Source organism: Dyella sp. RRB7, from assembly GCF_022761115.1.
Taxonomy (GTDB): Bacteria; Pseudomonadota; Gammaproteobacteria; order Xanthomonadales; family Rhodanobacteraceae; genus Dyella.
The window spans coordinates 334639-352862 of the sequence record NZ_JAKWJS010000003.1; the positions used below are offsets into that span (position 1 = coordinate 334639).

17 protein-coding genes are annotated in these 18224 nt (G+C 66.2%); 4 read left to right on the forward strand and 13 right to left on the reverse strand.

What is annotated here, in order from left to right; translation table 11 throughout:
- Positions 1-24: 24 nt before the first annotated feature.
- From MJ606_RS10495 to MJ606_RS10525, 7 genes are all read right to left on the reverse strand, one after another.
- Entirely contained in the window at positions 25-525 is a 501-nt protein-coding gene (locus MJ606_RS10495) for a regulatory protein RecX (protein ID WP_243049461.1), read from the reverse strand.
- Between the two features lie 18 nt (positions 526-543).
- On the reverse strand, positions 544-1158 hold the full coding sequence (locus MJ606_RS10500; RefSeq protein WP_243049577.1) for a short chain dehydrogenase: 615 nt from the start codon (positions 1156-1158) through the stop codon (positions 544-546).
- A gap of 17 nt (positions 1159-1175) precedes the next feature.
- Complete coding sequence (gene recA, locus MJ606_RS10505) at positions 1176-2213, reverse strand: recombinase RecA (RefSeq protein WP_243049462.1); 1038 nt, start codon at positions 2211-2213, stop codon at positions 1176-1178.
- Between the two features lie 122 nt (positions 2214-2335).
- On the reverse strand, positions 2336-2842 hold the full coding sequence (locus tag MJ606_RS10510; protein ID WP_243049463.1) for a CinA family protein: 507 nt from the start codon (positions 2840-2842) through the stop codon (positions 2336-2338).
- 52 nt (positions 2843-2894) lie between these two features.
- A complete protein-coding gene (locus MJ606_RS10515) occupies positions 2895-3371 on the reverse strand; it encodes a DUF6691 family protein (protein ID WP_243049464.1) in 477 nt (158 codons plus the stop codon).
- A 2-nt stretch (positions 3372-3373) separates the two neighbouring features.
- Positions 3374-3811, reverse strand: a complete 438-nt coding sequence (locus MJ606_RS10520) for a YeeE/YedE thiosulfate transporter family protein (RefSeq protein ID WP_243049465.1) — start codon at positions 3809-3811, stop codon at positions 3374-3376.
- A gap of 26 nt (positions 3812-3837) precedes the next feature.
- Positions 3838-5049: an outer membrane protein transport protein gene (locus MJ606_RS10525; protein ID WP_243049466.1), complete on the reverse strand. Its 1212-nt coding sequence runs from the start codon at positions 5047-5049 to the stop codon at positions 3838-3840.
- A gap of 363 nt (positions 5050-5412) precedes the next feature.
- Here MJ606_RS10525 and mutS point away from each other — a divergent pair, with 363 nt between their 5' ends.
- Positions 5413-8037 carry a DNA mismatch repair protein MutS gene (gene mutS, locus MJ606_RS10530; RefSeq protein WP_243049467.1) on the forward strand — a complete coding sequence of 875 codons (2625 nt, stop codon included), beginning with the start codon at positions 5413-5415 and terminating at the stop codon, positions 8035-8037.
- A 74-nt stretch (positions 8038-8111) separates the two neighbouring features.
- On the opposite strand, the gene MJ606_RS10535 is transcribed toward mutS, so the two are convergent.
- Positions 8112-8363, reverse strand: a complete 252-nt coding sequence (locus tag MJ606_RS10535; RefSeq protein WP_243049468.1) for a hypothetical protein — start codon at positions 8361-8363, stop codon at positions 8112-8114.
- A gap of 498 nt (positions 8364-8861) precedes the next feature.
- Here MJ606_RS10535 and katG point away from each other — a divergent pair, with 498 nt between their 5' ends.
- Positions 8862-11120, forward strand: a complete 2259-nt coding sequence (gene katG, locus MJ606_RS10540) for a catalase/peroxidase HPI (protein WP_243049469.1) — start codon at positions 8862-8864, stop codon at positions 11118-11120.
- Between the two features lie 99 nt (positions 11121-11219).
- Here katG and MJ606_RS10545 read toward each other — a convergent pair whose 3' ends face one another.
- From MJ606_RS10545 to htpX, 5 genes are all read right to left on the reverse strand, one after another.
- Complete coding sequence (locus MJ606_RS10545) at positions 11220-11801, reverse strand: response regulator (protein ID WP_243049470.1); 582 nt, start codon at positions 11799-11801, stop codon at positions 11220-11222.
- A gap of 101 nt (positions 11802-11902) precedes the next feature.
- Positions 11903-12301, reverse strand: coding sequence for an RNA-binding S4 domain-containing protein (locus MJ606_RS10550; protein WP_243049471.1), 399 nt, complete (start codon positions 12299-12301; stop codon positions 11903-11905).
- A gap of 14 nt (positions 12302-12315) precedes the next feature.
- Complete coding sequence (locus tag MJ606_RS10555; RefSeq protein WP_243049472.1) at positions 12316-13218, reverse strand: AEC family transporter; 903 nt, start codon at positions 13216-13218, stop codon at positions 12316-12318.
- A gap of 143 nt (positions 13219-13361) precedes the next feature.
- Positions 13362-15233, reverse strand: a complete 1872-nt coding sequence (gene htpG, locus MJ606_RS10560) for a molecular chaperone HtpG (RefSeq protein WP_243049473.1) — start codon at positions 15231-15233, stop codon at positions 13362-13364.
- A gap of 102 nt (positions 15234-15335) precedes the next feature.
- Positions 15336-16235, reverse strand: coding sequence for a protease HtpX (gene htpX, locus MJ606_RS10565; protein ID WP_243049474.1), 900 nt, complete (start codon positions 16233-16235; stop codon positions 15336-15338).
- 183 nt (positions 16236-16418) lie between these two features.
- Between htpX and gluQRS the strand changes: the two genes are divergently transcribed.
- Together gluQRS and phbB are read left to right on the forward strand one after the other, a co-directional pair.
- On the forward strand, positions 16419-17279 hold the full coding sequence (gene gluQRS, locus MJ606_RS10570; protein WP_243049475.1) for a tRNA glutamyl-Q(34) synthetase GluQRS: 861 nt from the start codon (positions 16419-16421) through the stop codon (positions 17277-17279).
- Between the two features lie 153 nt (positions 17280-17432).
- Positions 17433-18173, forward strand: coding sequence for an acetoacetyl-CoA reductase (gene phbB, locus MJ606_RS10575; RefSeq protein WP_243049476.1), 741 nt, complete (start codon positions 17433-17435; stop codon positions 18171-18173).
- Positions 18174-18224: the final 51 nt, after the last annotated feature.

Here is an 18224-nt window from a genome sequence, read left to right on the forward strand (position 1 = left end):
GCCACGCCAAGGCCGCGCCGCCGATCAGTCAGGCTCGTCGGCAGCGTCGTCCACGTCGGCGTGGGTAACATTCCGTACTGTGGCGGCGGGAAAGCCCCGACGCAAGAGGAATTGCGCCCGGCGGGCACGTTCCCCGGAGTCCGGCGCGGCCCCGGCGCCATAGCGTCGGCGCAGCTGGGCTGACGCGACGGCGGCCCAGTCCACCTCGGCGGCGTCCAGCACCTCGCGGATACGCGCGTCGGACAAGCCGTGGCTCTTGAGCTCCGCGCGCAATCGCATGGGGCCATAGCCCTGCCCCACGCGGCTGCGTACCAGCATTTCGGCGAAGCGGTCGTCGTCCTGGTAGTGCTGCTCGCCCAGGCGGTCGAGAGCCGCGCCGGCCTCCTCGCCCTCGTAGCCGCCCTGGCGCAGCTTGAGCTTCAGCTCGCGGCGGGAATGCTCCCGCCGCGCCAGCAGGCCCAGCGCCTTGCTATAGGCGCTGGGCTTGGGCTTCTGGTCGTCCCCGGCATCGGACCGGCGCTTCATGGCATGGGCGCCGCTGGCTCAAAACACCTTGTAGACCTGGCCGGTCTGCAAGCCTTCCACGCTGCGGCTGAAAGCCAGCGCCGCACGGGCCGCCGTCACCGGCTCGAACCCGCGGAAATACGGCGCGTAGTCGCCCATGGCCTCGACCAGCACGTTCGGACTCACCACGTTGATGCGCAGGCCACGCGGCAACTCGATGGCCGCCGCCCGCACGAACGCCTCCACCGCGCCGTTGACCAGGCTGGCCGAACTGCCCTGGGCAATCGGCTGCTCGGACAGGATGCCGGTGGTGAGCGTGATGGAGCCGCCATCGCGCAGGTGATCGCGCGCGGCGAGGGCCAGGTTGACCTGGCCCATCAGCTTGTCCGTGATGCCCAGCGTGTGCTTCGACTCGCCGAACGCGGCCGGGGCGAAATCCGCCAGCGGGGCGAAGGTGACGCGGCCGGTGGTGCTGATCACCGCGTCCAGCTCGCCGGCCTGGGCCAGCCCCGACCGGATGCTGGCCACGTCGGTGAGATCCATCCGCACGTCGCCGGACTGGCGCCCGGCGGCGATCACCTCATGGCGCTGGCCCAGCTCGGCCGCCACCGCGCGCCCCAGCGTGCCGGACGCGCCCACCAGCAGGATGCGCAGACGTCGCTCGGCCATGCTCAGATTTCTTCCATCGCTTCTTCGGAGATCGGCGCGGCCTTGCCGCCCGCGTTGGTCAGCAGGCGCACGCGCAGCTCGGCGTCGATCTCGTTGGCGATGGCCGGGTTGTCGCGCAGGAACTGGCGCACGTTCTCCTTGCCCTGGCCGATGCGGTCGCCCTTGTAGCTGTACCAGGCACCGGACTTGTCGATCAGGTTCTGCGCCACGCCCAGCTCGATGATCTCGCCCTCGCGCGAGGTGCCCTCGCCGTACAGGATCTCGAACTCGGCCTGGCGGAACGGCGGCGCCACCTTGTTCTTGACCACCTTGACGCGGGTTTCCGAACCGATCACCTCGTCGCCCTTCTTCACCGCGCCGATGCGGCGGATGTCCAGGCGCACCGAGGCGTAGAACTTCAGCGCGTTGCCGCCGGTGGTGGTTTCGGGGCTGCCGAACATCACGCCGATCTTCATGCGGATCTGGTTGATGAAGACCACCAGGCAGTTGGACTTCTTGATGTTGGCGGTGAGCTTGCGCAGCGCCTGGCTCATCAGGCGGGCATGCAGGCCGACGTGGGAGTCGCCCATCTCGCCCTCGATTTCCGCCTTGGGCGTGAGCGCGGCGACCGAGTCGACCACCACCACGTCCACCGCGCCGGAACGCACCAGCATGTCGGCGATTTCCAGCGCCTGCTCGCCAGTATCCGGCTGCGACACCAGCAGGTCGTCCACGTTGACGCCCAGCTTCTGCGCGTAGCTCGGGTCCAGCGCGTGCTCGGCGTCGACGAAGGCCGCGGTGCCGCCGTTCTTCTGGCAGTTGGCGATGACCTGCAGGGTCAGCGTGGTCTTGCCGGAGGATTCCGGGCCGTAGATTTCCACCACGCGGCCGCGCGGCAGGCCGCCCACGCCCAGGGCGATGTCCAGGCCCAGCGAGCCGGTGGAAACCGTTTCGATGGCGTCGTCGGTGCGGTCGCCCAGGCGCATGACGGCGCCCTTGCCGAACTGCTTCTCGATCTGGCCGAGGGCGGAAGTGAGCGCCTTGCGCTTGTTGTCATCCATCGTCTTGAATCCTGGGGGGCAGTGAATGAAGGGCATGATGCCCGCGACTAGTCTCACGGGCTGCGATCTGTGACGGGAAAGTATCCCACACCGGTCAAGCCTGTCCGGGGCGGTGCGTCGACTCAGTCCGTCAGCGTCCTGAGCACGCCGCTGAGCGCGGCCGCCACGGTTTGCCGGCGCACCGCCTCGCGGTCGCCGCCGAAGTGGAACAGCGTGGCATGGGCATAGCCGCCACGCCGTTTCCAGCTGATCCAGACCGTGCCCACGGGCTTCTCGACGGTGCCGCCGCTGGGCCCGGCGATGCCGGTGACGGCCACCGCCACGCCGGCACCGAAGCGGGCGAGCGCGCCGGAAACCATTTCCAGCGCGGTTTCCTCGCTCACCGCACCAGTACGCTCCAGCGTGCGCGGGTTGACGCCGAGCAAGGCCTCCTTGGCCCCGTAGCTATAGGTCACCACGCCGGCGTCGAACCAGGCCGAGCTGCCGGGCAAGTCGGTCAGCGTCTTGGCGATCCAGCCGCCGGTGCACGACTCGGCGGTGACCACCATCAGGCGCCGCTGCAGGGCGCCCTCGGCCACCTGCTCGGCCAGGGCCTTGAGCTCGGCATCGGTGGGAACGGACAACGACATGGAGCACTCCCGCGGGGCAGGCCGGTATCGCACCGGCGCGAAGCCGCCTGTTCTACCCCTTCCGCGCCGCCCGGCCAAGGTCTTGACGGCGGGCACGCCACCGGTATCCCCACGCTCCCGCCAGCAGCGCCGGCAGGAACAGCCCGGCCTCGCGCGCGCTGCCTGGCAAGGCAGCCAGCAACGCCACGGCGGGCCCAGGGCAATAGCCGCTGAGGCCCCAGCCCAAGCCGAACAGCAATGCGCCAACGACCAGCGGCCGGTCGATGCGCGTGGCCGTGGGCAGGTCGAAACGCTCCGCCAGCAGCGGGGCCCTGCGCCGGAGGATGAACGGAAACGCGACACTGGCCACGCCCGTCGCTCCGCCCAGCACCAGCAACAGGCTGGGGTCCCAGGACGCACCCACGTCGAGAAAGCCAAGCACCTTCTGCGGATGCGTCATCGCCGACAGCGCCAGCCCGGCACCGAAGACCAGGCCCGCCGCGAAGGCGGCGAGCAGCGCCCACCCGGTCAGGCTTCTGTTCGTGTGCAAGGCTAGCCCCCCAGCCAGTGGCGAAGCACGCTCGCCGTGAACATGCCCGTGAGCAGGAACACCAGCGTCGCCACCAGCGAGCGCGGCGACCGCCGGGCCAACCCGCAGACACCGTGCCCACTGGTACAACCGTGGCTCATCGCCGTGCCGTATCCAACCAGCAAGCCGGCGACGATCAGCAACCATGCCGGAAAATGCGCGCGACTCACCGGCGCCTGCACGCCGAACGGGCCACCGAACCGATACAGCAGCGCCGCCCCGGCAACCAGCCCCAACAGGAACAGCGCGCGCCAGGCCAGCTCGATCCGCCGCGAAAACGGCAACGCCCCCACGATGCCGCTGATGCCCGCCATACGCCCCAGCGACAGTAGGAGCAGGCTGGCGCCGCCCCCGATCAGCAAACCGCCGAGTAATGCGCTGACAGGCGTGAACGAGGACATGGCAAGCGGCCTATTCGATCGGAGGGCTAGATTTTCCACGCATAAGCGAAGCCTAGCGAGTTCTCGCTGAGGGAAATATCCGCGTTTCCGCCACCGAACGGGGGCGGAATCGAATCGACGCCGTTGACGGTCTTCTCGAACGCATGGCTGTAGTAGAAGCTCAATTCCCCGCGGGCACTGGTTTGCCAGGTGGCGCCCACGCTGACCTGGTTCTGCACCACACCCGGCGCGAGGATATTGAAGAACGTCTGGCTGGACGGAATCGGTTGCTGCGCGTGACTGAAGCCGCCGCGCAAGGTCAGCGTGGGCGAATACGCATAACTGGCTGCCAGCTTGTACACGTTGATGTCGCGCCAGCCGAAGCCCGCCCCGTTGGCCGAACCCAACGCATTGCCCTGCAGCAGGTTGGCCAGCGGATTGCCGATGGAATGCGTTTGCGCGTAGAGGATGCGCTGGACATCGCCCAGCAGGGTCAGCCCGGAGGTCACGCGGTATGACGCGCCGATACCGAAATTCTGCGGGATGTCGAAGCTGCCCGACTGCGCGAACAGACCCTGATAGCCGTGGAACGAACCGGGAATCTTCGACGACCACGTCGCGCCCAGCGACAGGTTGTCGCCGAAGCGACCCGTCCAGCCCACGCGCGCACCCACGCCCACCGAAGTGGAATAGCCCGTATTGGTCACCTGGTTCGGCGCCTGCGAAAACGCGGTGAACGGCGTCAAGCCTTCCGCATAGAAACGCTGCCAGGCGATGTTCGCGCCGATGCCGATCGACTGGGTCGGGGTGATCGTGTACGCCACCGTGGGCGTCAACACGATCTGCTGCAGGTTCACGCCCGCCTCGCCCCGGCCACCGAACGCCGCGTAAGGATTGTCGTGGTAACCGGTGTTCATGCCGCCGTTGGCGGTCAGGGAAAGGCCGAAGTAGAGATCGTCCGCCACCCGTCGCGTATAGCCCGCCTCCGGCAGCAGGAAATAGCGCACCGCATTGCCGGAATAGGCACCGTTCGCGCCATAGAGATTGCCGCTGATCGTCGATGAACGGTGCGGGTTGAACACCGTCAGGCCCACGTCCACCCGATCGCCGACGAAGGCGATGCCGGCCGGATTGATGTACCCCGCCAGCGCATCCACCGGAAACGCAATGCCCGCGCCGCCCAGCCCATTGGACTGCACGCTCGACCCATTGGTGAAATAGCCATTGGTCGCCGCTGCAGCAGCCGGCAGCAACGCCATGGCCAACGCCAACACCCCAAGACGCCCTTTACCCAGGCTATGAACCCGTTGCTGCGACATGTCCCGCCCCTGACACTGAGGATAAATGTCATGTATAGCTATCGGGTATGCCGGCTACCAAATGGCCTCTGCGCATATGGTCATGACGCCAGGTGATAACCCCCACAGCCCCGCCTGGCACGCCACTCCATGCTCAACAAGTTCAGGCGGAGTCGCTACAGTGGCGGCTTTGACTTTCCCGTGTCCCGGGCACGTCCGTGCACGAAATGTTGCGGACGTTGGGATTTACCCCCAAGCCGGAACACCGGCCGGGTTTCCACGCGACCGCACAACCTCCATCCCACCGAAGATAGCCAGCCGTAGATGACTGAAATACTTAAGGATCACTCACCCGTCATGCGCCAGTACCTGTCGGCCAAGGCCGAACATCCGGAGGTGCTGCTGTTTTTCCGCATGGGTGATTTCTACGAGCTGTTCTACGACGACGCGCGCAAGGCCGCGCGCCTGCTGGACATCACGCTCACCCAGCGCGGCCAGTCGGCGGGCCAGCCCATTCCGATGGCGGGCGTGCCGTATCACGCCGTGGAGAACTACCTGGCGCGCCTGGTGCGGCTGGGCGAGTCGGTGGCCATCTGCGAGCAGATCGGCGATCCCGCCACTTCGAAGGGGCCGGTGGAACGCAAGGTGGTGCGCATCGTCACGCCGGGTACGGTGACCGATGCGGCGCTGCTGGAGGAACGCCGCGACAACCTGCTGATGGCCATCGCAGCTGGGGCCGGTGGCGCCTACGGCCTGGCGTGGGTGGATCTGAGCAGCGGGCGTTTCCTGCTCAGCGAGGTACCCACCGCCGAAGCCCTGGCCTCGGAACTGGCACGCCTGCAGCCGGCGGAAACCCTGGTGGGCGAGGACGTGGTATGGCCGAAGTTCGTCAGCGGCCTGCCCGGCCTGCGCAAGCGTCCGCCGTGGCATTTCGATAGCGACGCGGCGCGGCGCGAACTCATCCGCTTCTTCGGCACGCGCGATCTCGGCGGCTTCGGCGTGGACAAGCTGCCGCTGGCCGTCGCCGCCGCCGGCTGTCTGCTCGGCTATGTCGAGGAGACGCAAAAGAGCGCATTGCCGCATCTGTCGGGCATGGCGGTGGAAAGCGCCGGCGACACCATCGCGCTGGACGCCGCCACCCGCCGCAACCTGGAACTGGACACCCATCCCAGCGGACGCACCGAGCACACCCTGCTGGGTGTGCTGGACGAAACCGTGACGCCGATGGGCGCGCGCCTGCTGCGTCGCTGGCTCAATCGCCCGCTACGCTCGCGCGACCTGCTGCGCGCCCGCCACCAGGCCATCGGCACGCTGATCGACAGCCGCCAGCACGAAACGCTACGCGAGCAACTGCGCGGCATCGGTGACCTGGAACGCATCCTGGCCCGCGTGGCGCTGCGCTCGGCGCGGCCACGCGACCTGTCCACCCTGCGCGATGGCCTGGCCGCCGCGCCGAGGTTGGCTCGTGCACTCTTCCCTGAGCGCGAAGATCAAGAAGCGGCCATCCATGGCCGCACTCTTCAACAAGATCTCAGCCCATTGCTGGCCGCGCTGGTGGCGCGCATCGGCGATCATGCCGACACCGCTGCCCTGCTCGCCCAGGCGGTGGTACCGCAGCCGCCCGTGCTGCAGCGGGACGGCGGCGTCATCGCCGACGGCTATGACGCCGAGCTCGACGAGCTGCGCCGCCTGGCCACTCATGCCGACCAATACCTGGTCGAGCTGGAAGAACGCGAGAAGGCCGCCAGCGGCATCGCCACGCTCAAGGTCGGCTACAACCGCGTGCATGGCTATTACATCGAGATCAGCAAGGGCCAGGCCGACAAGGCGCCGACGCACTACACGCGCCGGCAGACCACCAAGAATGCCGAGCGCTACATTACCGAGGAACTGAAGGCCTTCGAGGACAAGGTGCTCTCGGCCAAGGAACGCTCGCTGATGCGCGAGCGGGCGCTGTACGAGGCGTTGCTCGATAGCTTGATCGCACGGCTGGAGCCGCTGAAGAACGCCGCCTCGGCGATGGCCGAACTCGACGTCATCGCCACGCTCGCCGAGCGCGCCACCACGCTGGACTGGAGCGCGCCGGAGCTGTCCGACGCGCCGGGCATCACGATCGAGCGCGGCCGCCACCCGGTGGTGGAAAAAGTACGCGAGGAACCGTTCGAGCCCAATGACCTGGTGCTGGACGACAACCGCCGCATGCTGGTGATCACCGGCCCGAACATGGGCGGTAAATCCACCTACATGCGCCAGAACGCGCTGATCGTGCTGCTCGCGCATATCGGCAGCTACGTGCCGGCCTCGCGCGCGGTGATCGGCCCGATCGACCGCATCTTCACCCGCATCGGCGCGGGCGACGACCTGTCGCGCGGCCAGTCCACCTTCATGGTGGAAATGAGCGAGACGGCCAACATCCTGCACAACGCCACCGAACACAGCCTGGTACTGATGGACGAAGTGGGTCGCGGCACCAGCACCTACGATGGCTTGGCGCTGGCTCGCGCCGCCGCGGTGCACCTGGCAGCCAGCAGTCGCTCGTACACCTTGTTCGCCACGCACTACTTCGAGCTGACCGAACTGGCCAACGAATACCCGTCGATTGCCAACGTGCATCTGGACGCCGTGGAATACGGCGAGCAGTTGGTGTTCATGCACGCAGTGAAGGAAGGCCCGGCCAACCGCAGCTTCGGCCTGCAGGTGGCGGCCCTGGCGGGTCTGCCCAAATCGGTGATTGCCGATGCGCGGCGCACCTTGGCCGAACTCGAGCGCGGCATGTACCAGCAGGCCTCTTCGGCGAGCAGCAAGGCAACGGCACAGGAATCGCCACAACTGGGCTTGTTCGCCGCCGCGCCCTCGGTGGTGGAACGCGCGCTGGAAGACATCGATCCCGACGCGCTGTCGCCGCGCGAGGCCCTGGAGGCGCTTTACCGTCTCAAGTCACTGGCTTGATCCGCAGGCGTGGGCGTTCCCTCGGGAACGCCCACGGGCGGTAAGCCGAGCCGCGTCCATCTGCAACATGCGGATCAGTGCGGATATTCCGATCGTCGCGCGTGGCCGATCGCTTCCAGCACCTGCCGCGGCAGATGGTCCAGATCGAGCATGACCTTGCCCGAGTGCACGGCGCGTACGCCGCGCGCCGGGATGATGAAATCGCCCGCGTTCTCGATATACACCAGCAGGGCATTCTCCTCCGGCAACAGGCGCCGCACGGAGCCGATGCCGTCCTCGCCATCGGCCACGAATACCAACGCACCTACCTCAATCGACTCGACCACGGTTGCCTCCACGCACCTGACCCAGAACGCGATCGTCGGCGCGCCCCTGTTTGCCTGACGTGAAATGGGGCGCGGGATGTCGGCGGAGCAGCCATCACGCAGCCATCACGGCAGTCGAGGCCAATCTTTGCGGGATAGCTCGACCCACCAACGATGTCATAGGCATGGGCTATGGCTGGCATCGAAAAAATCAAATTCCATCGTTGCCCTGGCCTCCCTAGAGTCCAAGGGAAGCTAGCCGACGCCAGCCCTCTCTCGCCAGCAAGGGGTACGCCATGAGCGCACATCGCAGAACCCTCGCTCCCCCTCCGACGCACCCGCGCATATGCCAAGAAACCCGAGCAACGCCTGCCTCGGTCGGCGGCCTGCGCCATACGACCTATGCATCAGGAAACGCTTGCATCGCGCGATGCGATGGGCAGGAACGCGCTTTATACGGTGCTCGGACTTCAACGTAGACCGAGTCGTTGGATTCAAACGGCCAAAGGTAGAAAACCCATGTCAACCGAAGCAAAGTGTCCGTTCAACCACACCGCTGGCGGTGGTACGTCGAACCGTGACTGGTGGCCCAATCAGCTGAAGCTCAATCTCCTGGCCCAGCATTCGTCCAAGTCCAATCCGATGGACCAGGGCTTCAACTACGCCAAGGAGTTCAAGAGCCTCGATCTGGCGGCGCTGAAGAAAGACCTGCACGCCCTGATGACCGATTCGCAGGACTGGTGGCCGGCGGACTTCGGTCACTATGGCCCGCTGTTTATCCGCATGGCCTGGCATGCCGCCGGCACCTACCGCATCGCGGACGGCCGCGGCGGCGCGGGCACCGGCCAGCAGCGCTTCGCGCCGCTCAACAGCTGGCCCGACAACGTGAGCCTAGACAAGGCGCGCCGCCTGCTATGGCCGATCAAGCAAAAGTACGGCAGCAAGATCTCCTGGGCCGACCTGCTGGTGCTCACTGGCAACGTCGCGCTGGAGTCGATGGGCTTCAAGACCTTCGGCTTCGGCGGCGGACGCCCCGATACGTGGGAACCGGACCAGGACGTCTATTGGGGCAATGAGAAGACCTGGCTGGGCGGCGATATCCGCTATGGCAAGGCTCCCGACGGCAAGGACGAAAGCGTGATCGTGGCCGACAAGGATCTGCACGGCAGCGAAACCAGCCGCACCGACCAGGGGCGCCACCTGGAGAATCCGCTGGCGGCCGTGCAGATGGGCCTGATCTACGTGAATCCGGAAGGCCCCGACGGCAACCCCGACCCGGTGGCCGCGGCGCACGACATTCGCGAGACCTTCGGTCGCATGGCCATGAACGACGAGGAAACCGTCGCCCTGATCGCCGGTGGCCACACCTTCGGCAAGACGCATGGCGCGGGCCCCGCCGACAACGTAGGCCCGGAGCCCGAGGCCGCCGGCCTCGAAAACCAGGGACTGGGCTGGAAGAACAGCTTCGGCACCGGCAAAGGCCCCGACACCATCACCAGCGGCCTGGAAGTGACCTGGAGCCAGACGCCGACCAAGTGGAGCAATTACTTCCTCGAAAACCTGTTCGGTCACGAATGGGAGCTGACCAAAAGTCCCGCCGGCGCGCACCAGTGGGTGGCCAAAGGTGCCGATGCCACTATCCCGCACGCTTACGATCCCACCAAGAAGCTGCGGCCGACGATGCTCACCACCGACCTTTCGCTGCGCGTCGATCCTGTCTACGAGAAAATCTCGCGGCGCTTCCTGGCGCATCCGGAGCAATTGGCCGACGCTTTCGCGCGCGCCTGGTTCAAGCTGACCCATCGCGACATGGGCCCGCGCGCACGCTATCTCGGCCCGGAGGTTCCCGCCGAGGAACTGATCTGGCAGGACCCGGTCCCCGCGGTCGATCACCCGCTGGTCGACGACAAGGACATCGCCGCGCTCAAGAGCAAGGTACTGGCCGCGGGCCTGACCGTACCGCAACTGGTATCGACCGCGTGGGCGTCGGCGTCCACCTTCCGCGGCTCCGACAAGCGCGGCGGCGCCAACGGTGCGCGCATCCGCCTGGCACCGCAGAAAGACTGGCCGGTCAACCAGCCCGAGCAGCTGGCGAAGGTGCTCAAGACGCTGGAAGGCATCCAGCAGGAGTTCAACCGCGCCCAGTCCGGCGGCAAGAAAATCTCGCTTGCCGACCTGATCGTGCTGGCGGGCAACGCGGGCGTCGAACAGGCGGCGAAGAACGCCGGCCACAACGTGACGGTGCCCTTCTCACCCGGTCGCACGGATGCCTCGCAGGAACAGACCGACGTGGCCTCGTTCGAGGTGCTCGAACCGGTGGCCGACGGCTTCCGCAATTACCTCAAAGCCAAGTTCCGCGTGCCGGCAGAAGCGCTGCTGATCGACAAGGCACAGTTGCTGACGCTGACCGCGCCCGAGATGACCGTGCTCATTGGTGGCCTGCGCGTGCTGGATACCAACGCGGACCGCTCCAAGCATGGTGTCTTCACCCAGCGGCCAGGTTCGCTCACCAACGACTTCTTCGTGAACCTGCTCGACATGGGCACGGAATGGAAGCCGACGTCGGACGCCCATGAAGTGTTCGAAGGACGCGACCGCGCAACGGGCGCCGTCAAGTGGACCGGCACCCGCATCGACCTGGTGTTCGGCTCCAACTCCCAGCTACGCGCCCTGTCGGAAGTCTATGGAAGCTCGGACGCGCAAGAGAAATTCATCAAGGACTTCGTCGCCGCCTGGAGCAAGGTGATGAACCTCGATCGCTTCGACCTGGCGGCCTGATCGCAACCTTAGGTCCTGGCGGCAGGTGCAAGAAGGGCGGCCATCCACGATGGATGGCCGCCCTTCTTTATGCCGGAGCGAGGGGACTCCGGTGCAAACTCAGGCGGCCAGCTCCGACGCGCTGTGCACGCTTGGCTCAGCCGTCGCGTTGGCCAGCATCGAGGGGATCGTCTCCACCGGCACGGACACCGGCAGCGACACCACCTTGGCGGCCTCGCGCTGCGGCAGCCGCCCCAGCCGCACCAATCGATCGATGCTGCGCGTCACCTCGGCCTGGCCGAACGGCTTGCGGATGAAATCGTCGGCGCCGAAGCGCTGCACGTAGAACTGCTCGGTAGCCTGCTGGTTGCCGCTGATCATCACGATCGGAATGCCGCGCGTGACCGGGTCGTGGCGCAACGAGCGCAATACCGCAAAACCATTGATGCCGGGCAGCACGATGTCCAGGAAGATCAGCGCCGGTGGCTGGCTATGCGCCAGCTCAAGCGCGCTTTCGCCGTCTGCCGCGCGCGTCACCTGGTAGCCATCGACCTCCAGCATGCGCCCAAGCACCGCCCTGATCGTCGCCGAGTCGTCGACCACCAGCACGCCGGCGCCCTGGGGCGCCTTGCGCATCGCCTCCGCCGGCCGCGTTTGCGCGGCGCCACCGAGCCATCGCTTAAGGAATGCCAAGCCAGCCATTGTCGTTCTCCTGCATCAAGCCATTGGAAAGCCGCCCCTGTGCGGCGTTTCCTTGAGCGTGATGCTCCCGCAGAAACGCCATGCGTTCTGCGATGGGCGACTCACATGGAATCCTTAAGCCGTCGCAATTCCCGACGTGCCTGCTTGTCCGGGCGTCCCGGCGGGGCCATCGCGCCCACCAGCTTGCGTTGGGCTTTCGCCGCGTCACGGGCGGCGATGCTGGCCGCGCTCTCGCAATAAAGCGCCTGCGCCGCCGAGGCCGGACCGCGCTGCCCGGAAATCGCCAGCACCTCGACTTCCATCCGTTCCTCGCCGCGGCGGACGCGCAACACGTCCCCCACCTGCACGCCTTTGGCCGGCTTGCACGGGGCATCGTTGAGCTCGACCTTGCCGCCTTCGATGGCCTGCTTGGCAAGGCTGCGGGTCTTGAAGAAGCGTGCGGCCCATAGCCACACATCGGCGCGCACGCTCGCCGTAGCTGGAGCGGGTGGTGATGACATGAGAAGACTCCGCTTCAACCGCCGAGCAGCAGATTGCCCAGCGGAATGGTGACCAGCGACAGCACGATGCCGGCGCCCAGGATCGTATTGGCCAGCGTCGGTTCCAGCGTGTACTCGTCGGCCAGGATGGCCGCCGAAATCATCGGTGCCATCGCCGCCTGCAATACGCCGACCGTCAGCGTCAGCCCGCCGACGCCCGCCGCGGTGCCCAGCAGCCAGCATGCCAACGGCGCCAGCATCAACTTCCAGCCAAGCCCCAGGCCCAGCGCGGCCAGCTGCTTCTGGCCCAGATGGAACTTGAACTGCAGGCCCACGGAAAACAGCGCCAGCGGCGTCAACGTGGCCCCTATCGGCGTGAACACGCCATCCGCCCACGCCGGCCAGCCGCCGAGCGCGCCTACCACGCCGCCCACGATCAGCGAGACGAAGGCGGGAAAGGTCAGGATGCGACGCAGGATCACTTTCGGCTGCGGCATGCGGCCCGCGTAGAGCGACGCCACCGCCACGCCCGCCGACGACAGCAGCGGAAAACACCCCAGCTGGTCGGCCACCACCGCCAGCTCCAGGCCTTCCTTGCCATGCAGCGCCTGCATCATGGGATAGCCCATGAACGAGGTATTGCCCAGCCCGCACACCAGGGTCAGCGCGCCGATGCGTTCGCGCGACCAGCCCAGCCATGTCCCCAGTGCGGCGAACAGCAGCCATGCACCAAAGAAGGTGACCCACATGGCCGCCACGGGAAACCACAGCTGCGCGTCGATCTTCACCCGCGGCACCAGTTCCAGCACCAGTGCCGGCAAGGCGATATGGATTACCCACCAGTTGATGCTGTGGACGATGCCCGCAGGCGGCTTCGCGTAACGTGCGACCAGTGCGCCAAGCAACAGGCAGGCGAATAGGAGCAACAGCGCGCTCATGGACTCCCCTACGATAGGAACGACCGCAGTATAGCGGTCGCCCCCGCAGGGCCCTGGAAGTCAGGCCTTTCGAGACACCGGCCGCAAAACGCCGTCATTCCGGAATAGACCGGAATGACGGGCACAGAAAAGGCCGCGCGCTGTCAGCCCGCGATCAGCCGATTGAGGCGCTGCACGAACGCAGCCGGGTCCGGCAACGGGGCACCGGCGGCGATCTCGGCCTGATCCAGCAACAGGTTAGCCAGGTCGGCGGCCTTGGCCGGGTCGCTTTCCGCTTCCACGCGCTTGAGCAGCGGATGCTCGGGATTGATCTCCAGCGTCGGCTTGCTCTCGGGCATCTCGTGGCCGGCTTCGCGCAACAGCCGGGCCAGGTGCGGCGCCATTTCGAAATCGGACAGCGCCAGGCAGGACGGCGAATCGGTAAGGCGTGCGGAGACACGCACGTCGTTCACGCGATCACCCAGGATGTCCTTGAGCTTCTTCAGCAGCGGCTCGGCGGCCTTGCTGAGTTCTTCCTGATGCTTCTTGCCGGCCTCGTCCAGCGGCAGCTCGCCCTTGGCGACGTTCTTGAGCTTCTTGCCCTCGTACTCGTTGAGGCTGCCGATCATCCACTCGTCGATGCGGTCGAACATCAGCAGCACTTCGGTGCCCTTGGCCTTGAACGCCTCGAGCTGCGGGCTGCCGGCAGCGGCGGTGTAGCTGTCGGCGGTGATATACCAGATGGTGTCCTGGCCCACCGCCATGCGACCGATATAGTCGTCCAGCGACACCGTCTGCGCGGCACCGTCGCCCTTGGTCGAGGCGAAACGCAGCAGCTTGGCAATGCGCTCGCGGTTGGCCGCATCCTCGGCAATGCCTTCCTTCAAGGTGTTGCCGAAGGCCTTGTAGAAGACGGCGTACTTTTCCGGCTCATCGCGCGCCAGTTTCTCCAGCAGGTCGAGCACGCGCTTGATGCAGGCGGCGCGGATACGCTCCAGCTGACGATTGTGCTGCAGGATCTCGCGGCTCACATTGAGCGGCAGGTCGTCGGCATCCACCACGCCGCGCACGAAGCGCAGGTAGTTGGGCAACAGCTCTTCGGCCGCATCCATGATGAAGACGCGCTTGATGTAGAGCTTGAGCCCCTTGCGCTCGTCGCGCCCGCCCATCATCAGGTCGAACGGCGGCTGCTCCGGGATATACAGCAAGGTGGTGAAACTCTGGCTGCCTTCGACGCGGTTGTGCGTCCATGCCAGCGGATTGTTGAAGTCGTGGCCGAGCGACTTGTAGAAGCTCTGGTAGTCCTCGTCGGAAATCTCGTTGCGCGGCTTCGCCCACAGCGCCGAGGCATCGTTGACCGTCTCCCACTCGTCACCCGGCTTGCCGTCCTTTTCCTTCGGCATGCGAATCGGGAAGGCGACATGGTCGGAGTACTTGCGGATCAGCGAACGCAGCTCCCAGCTCTTGAGGAATTCATCCTCATCGGCCTTCAGGTGCAGGATCACCGCCGTACCACGCTCCGGCAGGTCGAGCTGCGCCAGGCTGTACTCGCCCTTGCCATCACTTTCCCACTTCACGCCCTCGCCCGCGGGCAGGTCGGCGCGGCGGCTCAGCACGGTGACGCGGTCGGCCACCACAAAGGCCGAATAGAAGCCCACGCCGAACTGGCCGATCAGGCGCGCATCGGTCTTCTGTTCGGCGCTCATCGCCTCCAGGAAGCGGCGCGTGCCGGAACTGGCGATGGTGCCGATATTGGCGACCACTTCGTCGCGGCTCATGCCGATGCCGTTGTCGCGCACGGTGACGGTGCGCGCCTGTGGATCCCAGCTGACGTCGATATGCAGGTCGCCCTCGCCGGCCAGCAGCTCCGGCTTGGCGATGGATTCGAAACGCAGCTTGTCGCAGGCGTCGGACGCGTTGGAAATCAGCTCGCGCAGGAAGATTTCCTTGTGCGAGTACAGCGAATGCGTGACCAGGTGCAGCACCTGGGCAACTTCGGCTTCAAATTTGCGGGTTTCGGGCGCGACGTTCGTCATACGTAAAGACTCATGCAAAGGTGAGGCGAAAGGTCGGAGACACAAGCGGAGGGGCCGGGTGCCCCTCACCATGCCCGCTCCCCAGCGGAGAGCAGGTGAAAATCAGGCGTTGGCCGAGGCGTTCTGCAGCGCGGCGATACGCTCTTCCAGTGGCGGATGGCTCATGAACAGGCGCTTGAAGCCGGTGGCCAAGTGACCGGAGATGCCGAACGCGGCAATGGTCTGCGGCAACGTGCTCTCACCGTGCTGCACCTGGAGGCGCTGCAGGGCGGAGATCATCGCGCCACGACCGGCCAGCCTGGCGCCAGCGGCATCGGCGCGGAATTCGCGCCAGCGCGAGAAGGCCATCACGATCATCGAGGCGAACAGGCCGAACACCAGCTGCAGCACCATCACCGACACGAAGTAACCGATGCCGCCACCGCCGTCACGGTCGCGACCACCCGACAGCCAGCTGTCGACCAGGCGGCCAACCACGCGCGCGGCGACGATCACCAGGGTATTCACCACGCCCTGGATCAGCGTCAAGGTCACCATGTCGCCGTTGGCGACGTGGCCGATCTCGTGGCCCAGTACGGCCGACACCTGTTCGCGATCCATCTGCTGCAGCAGGCCGGTGCTTACCGCCACCAGCGAGCTGTTCCTGGTCATGCCGGTGGCAAAGGCATTCATTTCCGGCGCGTCGTAGATCGCCACTTCCGGCATGCCGATGCCGGCGGCCTGGGCATGCCGGCGCACGGTATCCACCAGCCAGCGCTCGGCTTCGTTCTGCGGCTGTTCGATGACGCGGGCGCCGGTGGACATCTTGGCCGTCCACTTGGACATGGCCAGCGAAATAAAGGCGCCGCCCATGCCGAACACGGCGGCATAGATCAGCAGCCCACCCATGCCGCCGTAACCACGGGCGGCAGCCCACTGGTCGACGCCAAACAGGTGGCAGACGATGCTGAGCAGGAACAGGACGGCGATATTGGTAAGCAGGAACAATGCGATGCGGCGCATGGCTGTCTCTTTGGCAGTCATGAAAAGGGATTGCGGCTTTCGCCGCCGTGGAAGGATCGTGGCGAAACCTTGCGGTTTCAAGGGCTGCCCGGGCGGAATGCCGCATGGGCGCGACCGTCTTTCACCTGCGGCTCAGCGGCGAGCGTTTCCACATGGGCGAGCCACGCTCCGTAAAATGCGCGCATGGATTATCGCGGACGCTTCGCCCCCTCTCCCACCGGCCATCTGCACTTCGGCTCGCTTGTCGCCGCGGTGGGCAGCTGGCTGTGCGCCCGCCACGCGGGTGGCCAATGGCTGCTGCGGGTCGAGGACATCGACCCGCCACGCGAAATGCCCGGCTCGGCCGAAAGCATCCTGGCCGCCCTGCCCGCCTTTGGCCTGACCGCCGACGCGCCGCCGCTGTTCCAGTCCACCCGCATCGCCGCCTACGACGCCGCCTTCGAGCAGTTGAAAGCCGCCGGCCAGGTATTCCCCTGCTGGTGCAGCCGCAACGACCTGGCCGGTGGCCTGCATTGGGACGGGCAATGCCTGGCAGCCCCGGTGGAGGGCCGAGCCCCCGCCTGGCGACTGCGCGTGCCGGATATCGAGATCGCCTTCGACGACGCGCTGCAAGGCCCACAGCGGCAGAACCTGCGCACCGCCGCCGGTGATTTCGTGATACGCCGCGTGGAGGGCTACTACGCCTACCAGCTGGCCTGCGTGGTGGACGATGCGTACCAGGGCATTACCCAGGTAGTGCGCGGCAACGACCTGCTCGATTCCACGCCACGCCAGATCTACCTGCAACGCTGCCTGGGCTTGCCCACGCCGGGCTATATGCACCTGCCGCTGGCGCTCGACGGCAGTGGCCGCAAGCTGTCCAAGTCCGAACATGCCCATCCGATCGATCCCACCAATCCCCTGCCCGCGCTGCGGCGGGCGCTGGCGTTCCTCGACCTGCCGGCATCGCCACTGACGCGGGAGCCAGCGGCGTTATTGACGCAGGCGCTTGAGCAATTTTCTGCGGAACGTTTGCCGCACTGCAGCGAACGCGCGGCCGGATAAGCCGCTATAAAGAACGCTGGTTCTGATCCACCGCACAAGCAGTCGGACGGCGTGCCATCGATCGACGTTTTGCCATATTGTGCGTGGTAGACATGGCTTCGCCCGGCGGTACGATCCGGGTCGATTGAACACCTGCATTATCGGAGAACAGGCATGACGCAGCGCACGGCTTTGGTCACTGGCGGCACGGGCGGTATCGGCACGGCGATCATTCGCTACCTCGGCCGCCAGGGGCACCGGGTCGCCACCAATTATCGCGACCAGTCCAAGGCGGAAGCGATGAAGGAGATGATGGCGAAGGAAGGCATCGAGGTGATGCTGGTGGCGGGCGACGTGAAGGACCCCGATTCCTGCGAGGCCATGGTGCGCATCATCGAGGCCGGCCTGGGCCCGGTGGAAATCCTGGTCAACAACGCGGGCATCACCCGCGACACCACCTTCCACAAGATGACTTATCCGCAGTGGATGGAAGTGGTGAACACCAACCTCAATGCCTGCTTCAACGTAACGCGCCCGGTGATCGAGAGCATGCGTGCGCGCAAGTGGGGCCGCATCGTGCAGATCAGCTCGATCAATGGCCAGAAAGGCCAGTACGGCCAGGCCAACTACGCCGCCGCCAAGGCCGGCATGCACGGCTTCACCATTTCGCTGGCCCAGGAAAACGCCAAGTTCGGCATCACGGTGAACACCGTATCGCCGGGCTACGTGGGTACCGACATGGTGATGGCGGTGCCCGAGGAAGTGCGCGAGAAGATCGTCGCGCAGATCCCGGTGGGCCGCCTGGGCCGGCCCGAGGAAATCGCCCATGCCGTGGCCTTCCTCACCGGCGAGGAAGCCGCCTGGATCACTGGCGCCAACCTATCCATCAATGGCGGCCACTACATGGGTTGGTAAGCATGGCGCTTGCGAGATGCGTTGAAGCGCATCCCGCGCCGGGCTTACCGG

What these genes read in the sequence shown, in the direction of transcription:
- MJ606_RS10555 (WP_243049472.1), bottom strand. Translation starts at nt 13,218, where the DNA reads ATGAGCGCGCTGTTGCTCCTATTCGCCTGCCTGTTGCTTGGCGCACTG.
- recA (WP_243049462.1), bottom strand. Translation starts at nt 2,213, where the DNA reads ATGGATGACAACAAGCGCAAGGCGCTCACTTCCGCCCTCGGCCAGATC.
- mutS (WP_243049467.1), top strand. Translation starts at nt 5,413, where the DNA reads ATGACTGAAATACTTAAGGATCACTCACCCGTCATGCGCCAGTACCTG.
- htpX (WP_243049474.1), bottom strand. Translation starts at nt 16,235, where the DNA reads ATGCGCCGCATCGCATTGTTCCTGCTTACCAATATCGCCGTCCTGTTC.
- katG (WP_243049469.1), top strand. Translation starts at nt 8,862, where the DNA reads ATGTCAACCGAAGCAAAGTGTCCGTTCAACCACACCGCTGGCGGTGGT.
- MJ606_RS10495 (WP_243049461.1), bottom strand. Translation starts at nt 525, where the DNA reads ATGAAGCGCCGGTCCGATGCCGGGGACGACCAGAAGCCCAAGCCCAGC.
- MJ606_RS10545 (WP_243049470.1), bottom strand. Translation starts at nt 11,801, where the DNA reads ATGGCTGGCTTGGCATTCCTTAAGCGATGGCTCGGTGGCGCCGCGCAA.
- htpG (WP_243049473.1), bottom strand. Translation starts at nt 15,233, where the DNA reads ATGACGAACGTCGCGCCCGAAACCCGCAAATTTGAAGCCGAAGTTGCC.
- MJ606_RS10520 (WP_243049465.1), bottom strand. Translation starts at nt 3,811, where the DNA reads ATGTCCTCGTTCACGCCTGTCAGCGCATTACTCGGCGGTTTGCTGATC.
- MJ606_RS10550 (WP_243049471.1), bottom strand. Translation starts at nt 12,301, where the DNA reads ATGTCATCACCACCCGCTCCAGCTACGGCGAGCGTGCGCGCCGATGTG.
- phbB (WP_243049476.1), top strand. Translation starts at nt 17,433, where the DNA reads ATGACGCAGCGCACGGCTTTGGTCACTGGCGGCACGGGCGGTATCGGC.
- MJ606_RS10510 (WP_243049463.1), bottom strand. Translation starts at nt 2,842, where the DNA reads ATGTCGTTGTCCGTTCCCACCGATGCCGAGCTCAAGGCCCTGGCCGAG.
- gluQRS (WP_243049475.1), top strand. Translation starts at nt 16,419, where the DNA reads ATGGATTATCGCGGACGCTTCGCCCCCTCTCCCACCGGCCATCTGCAC.
- MJ606_RS10525 (WP_243049466.1), bottom strand. Translation starts at nt 5,049, where the DNA reads ATGGCGTTGCTGCCGGCTGCTGCAGCGGCGACCAATGGCTATTTCACC.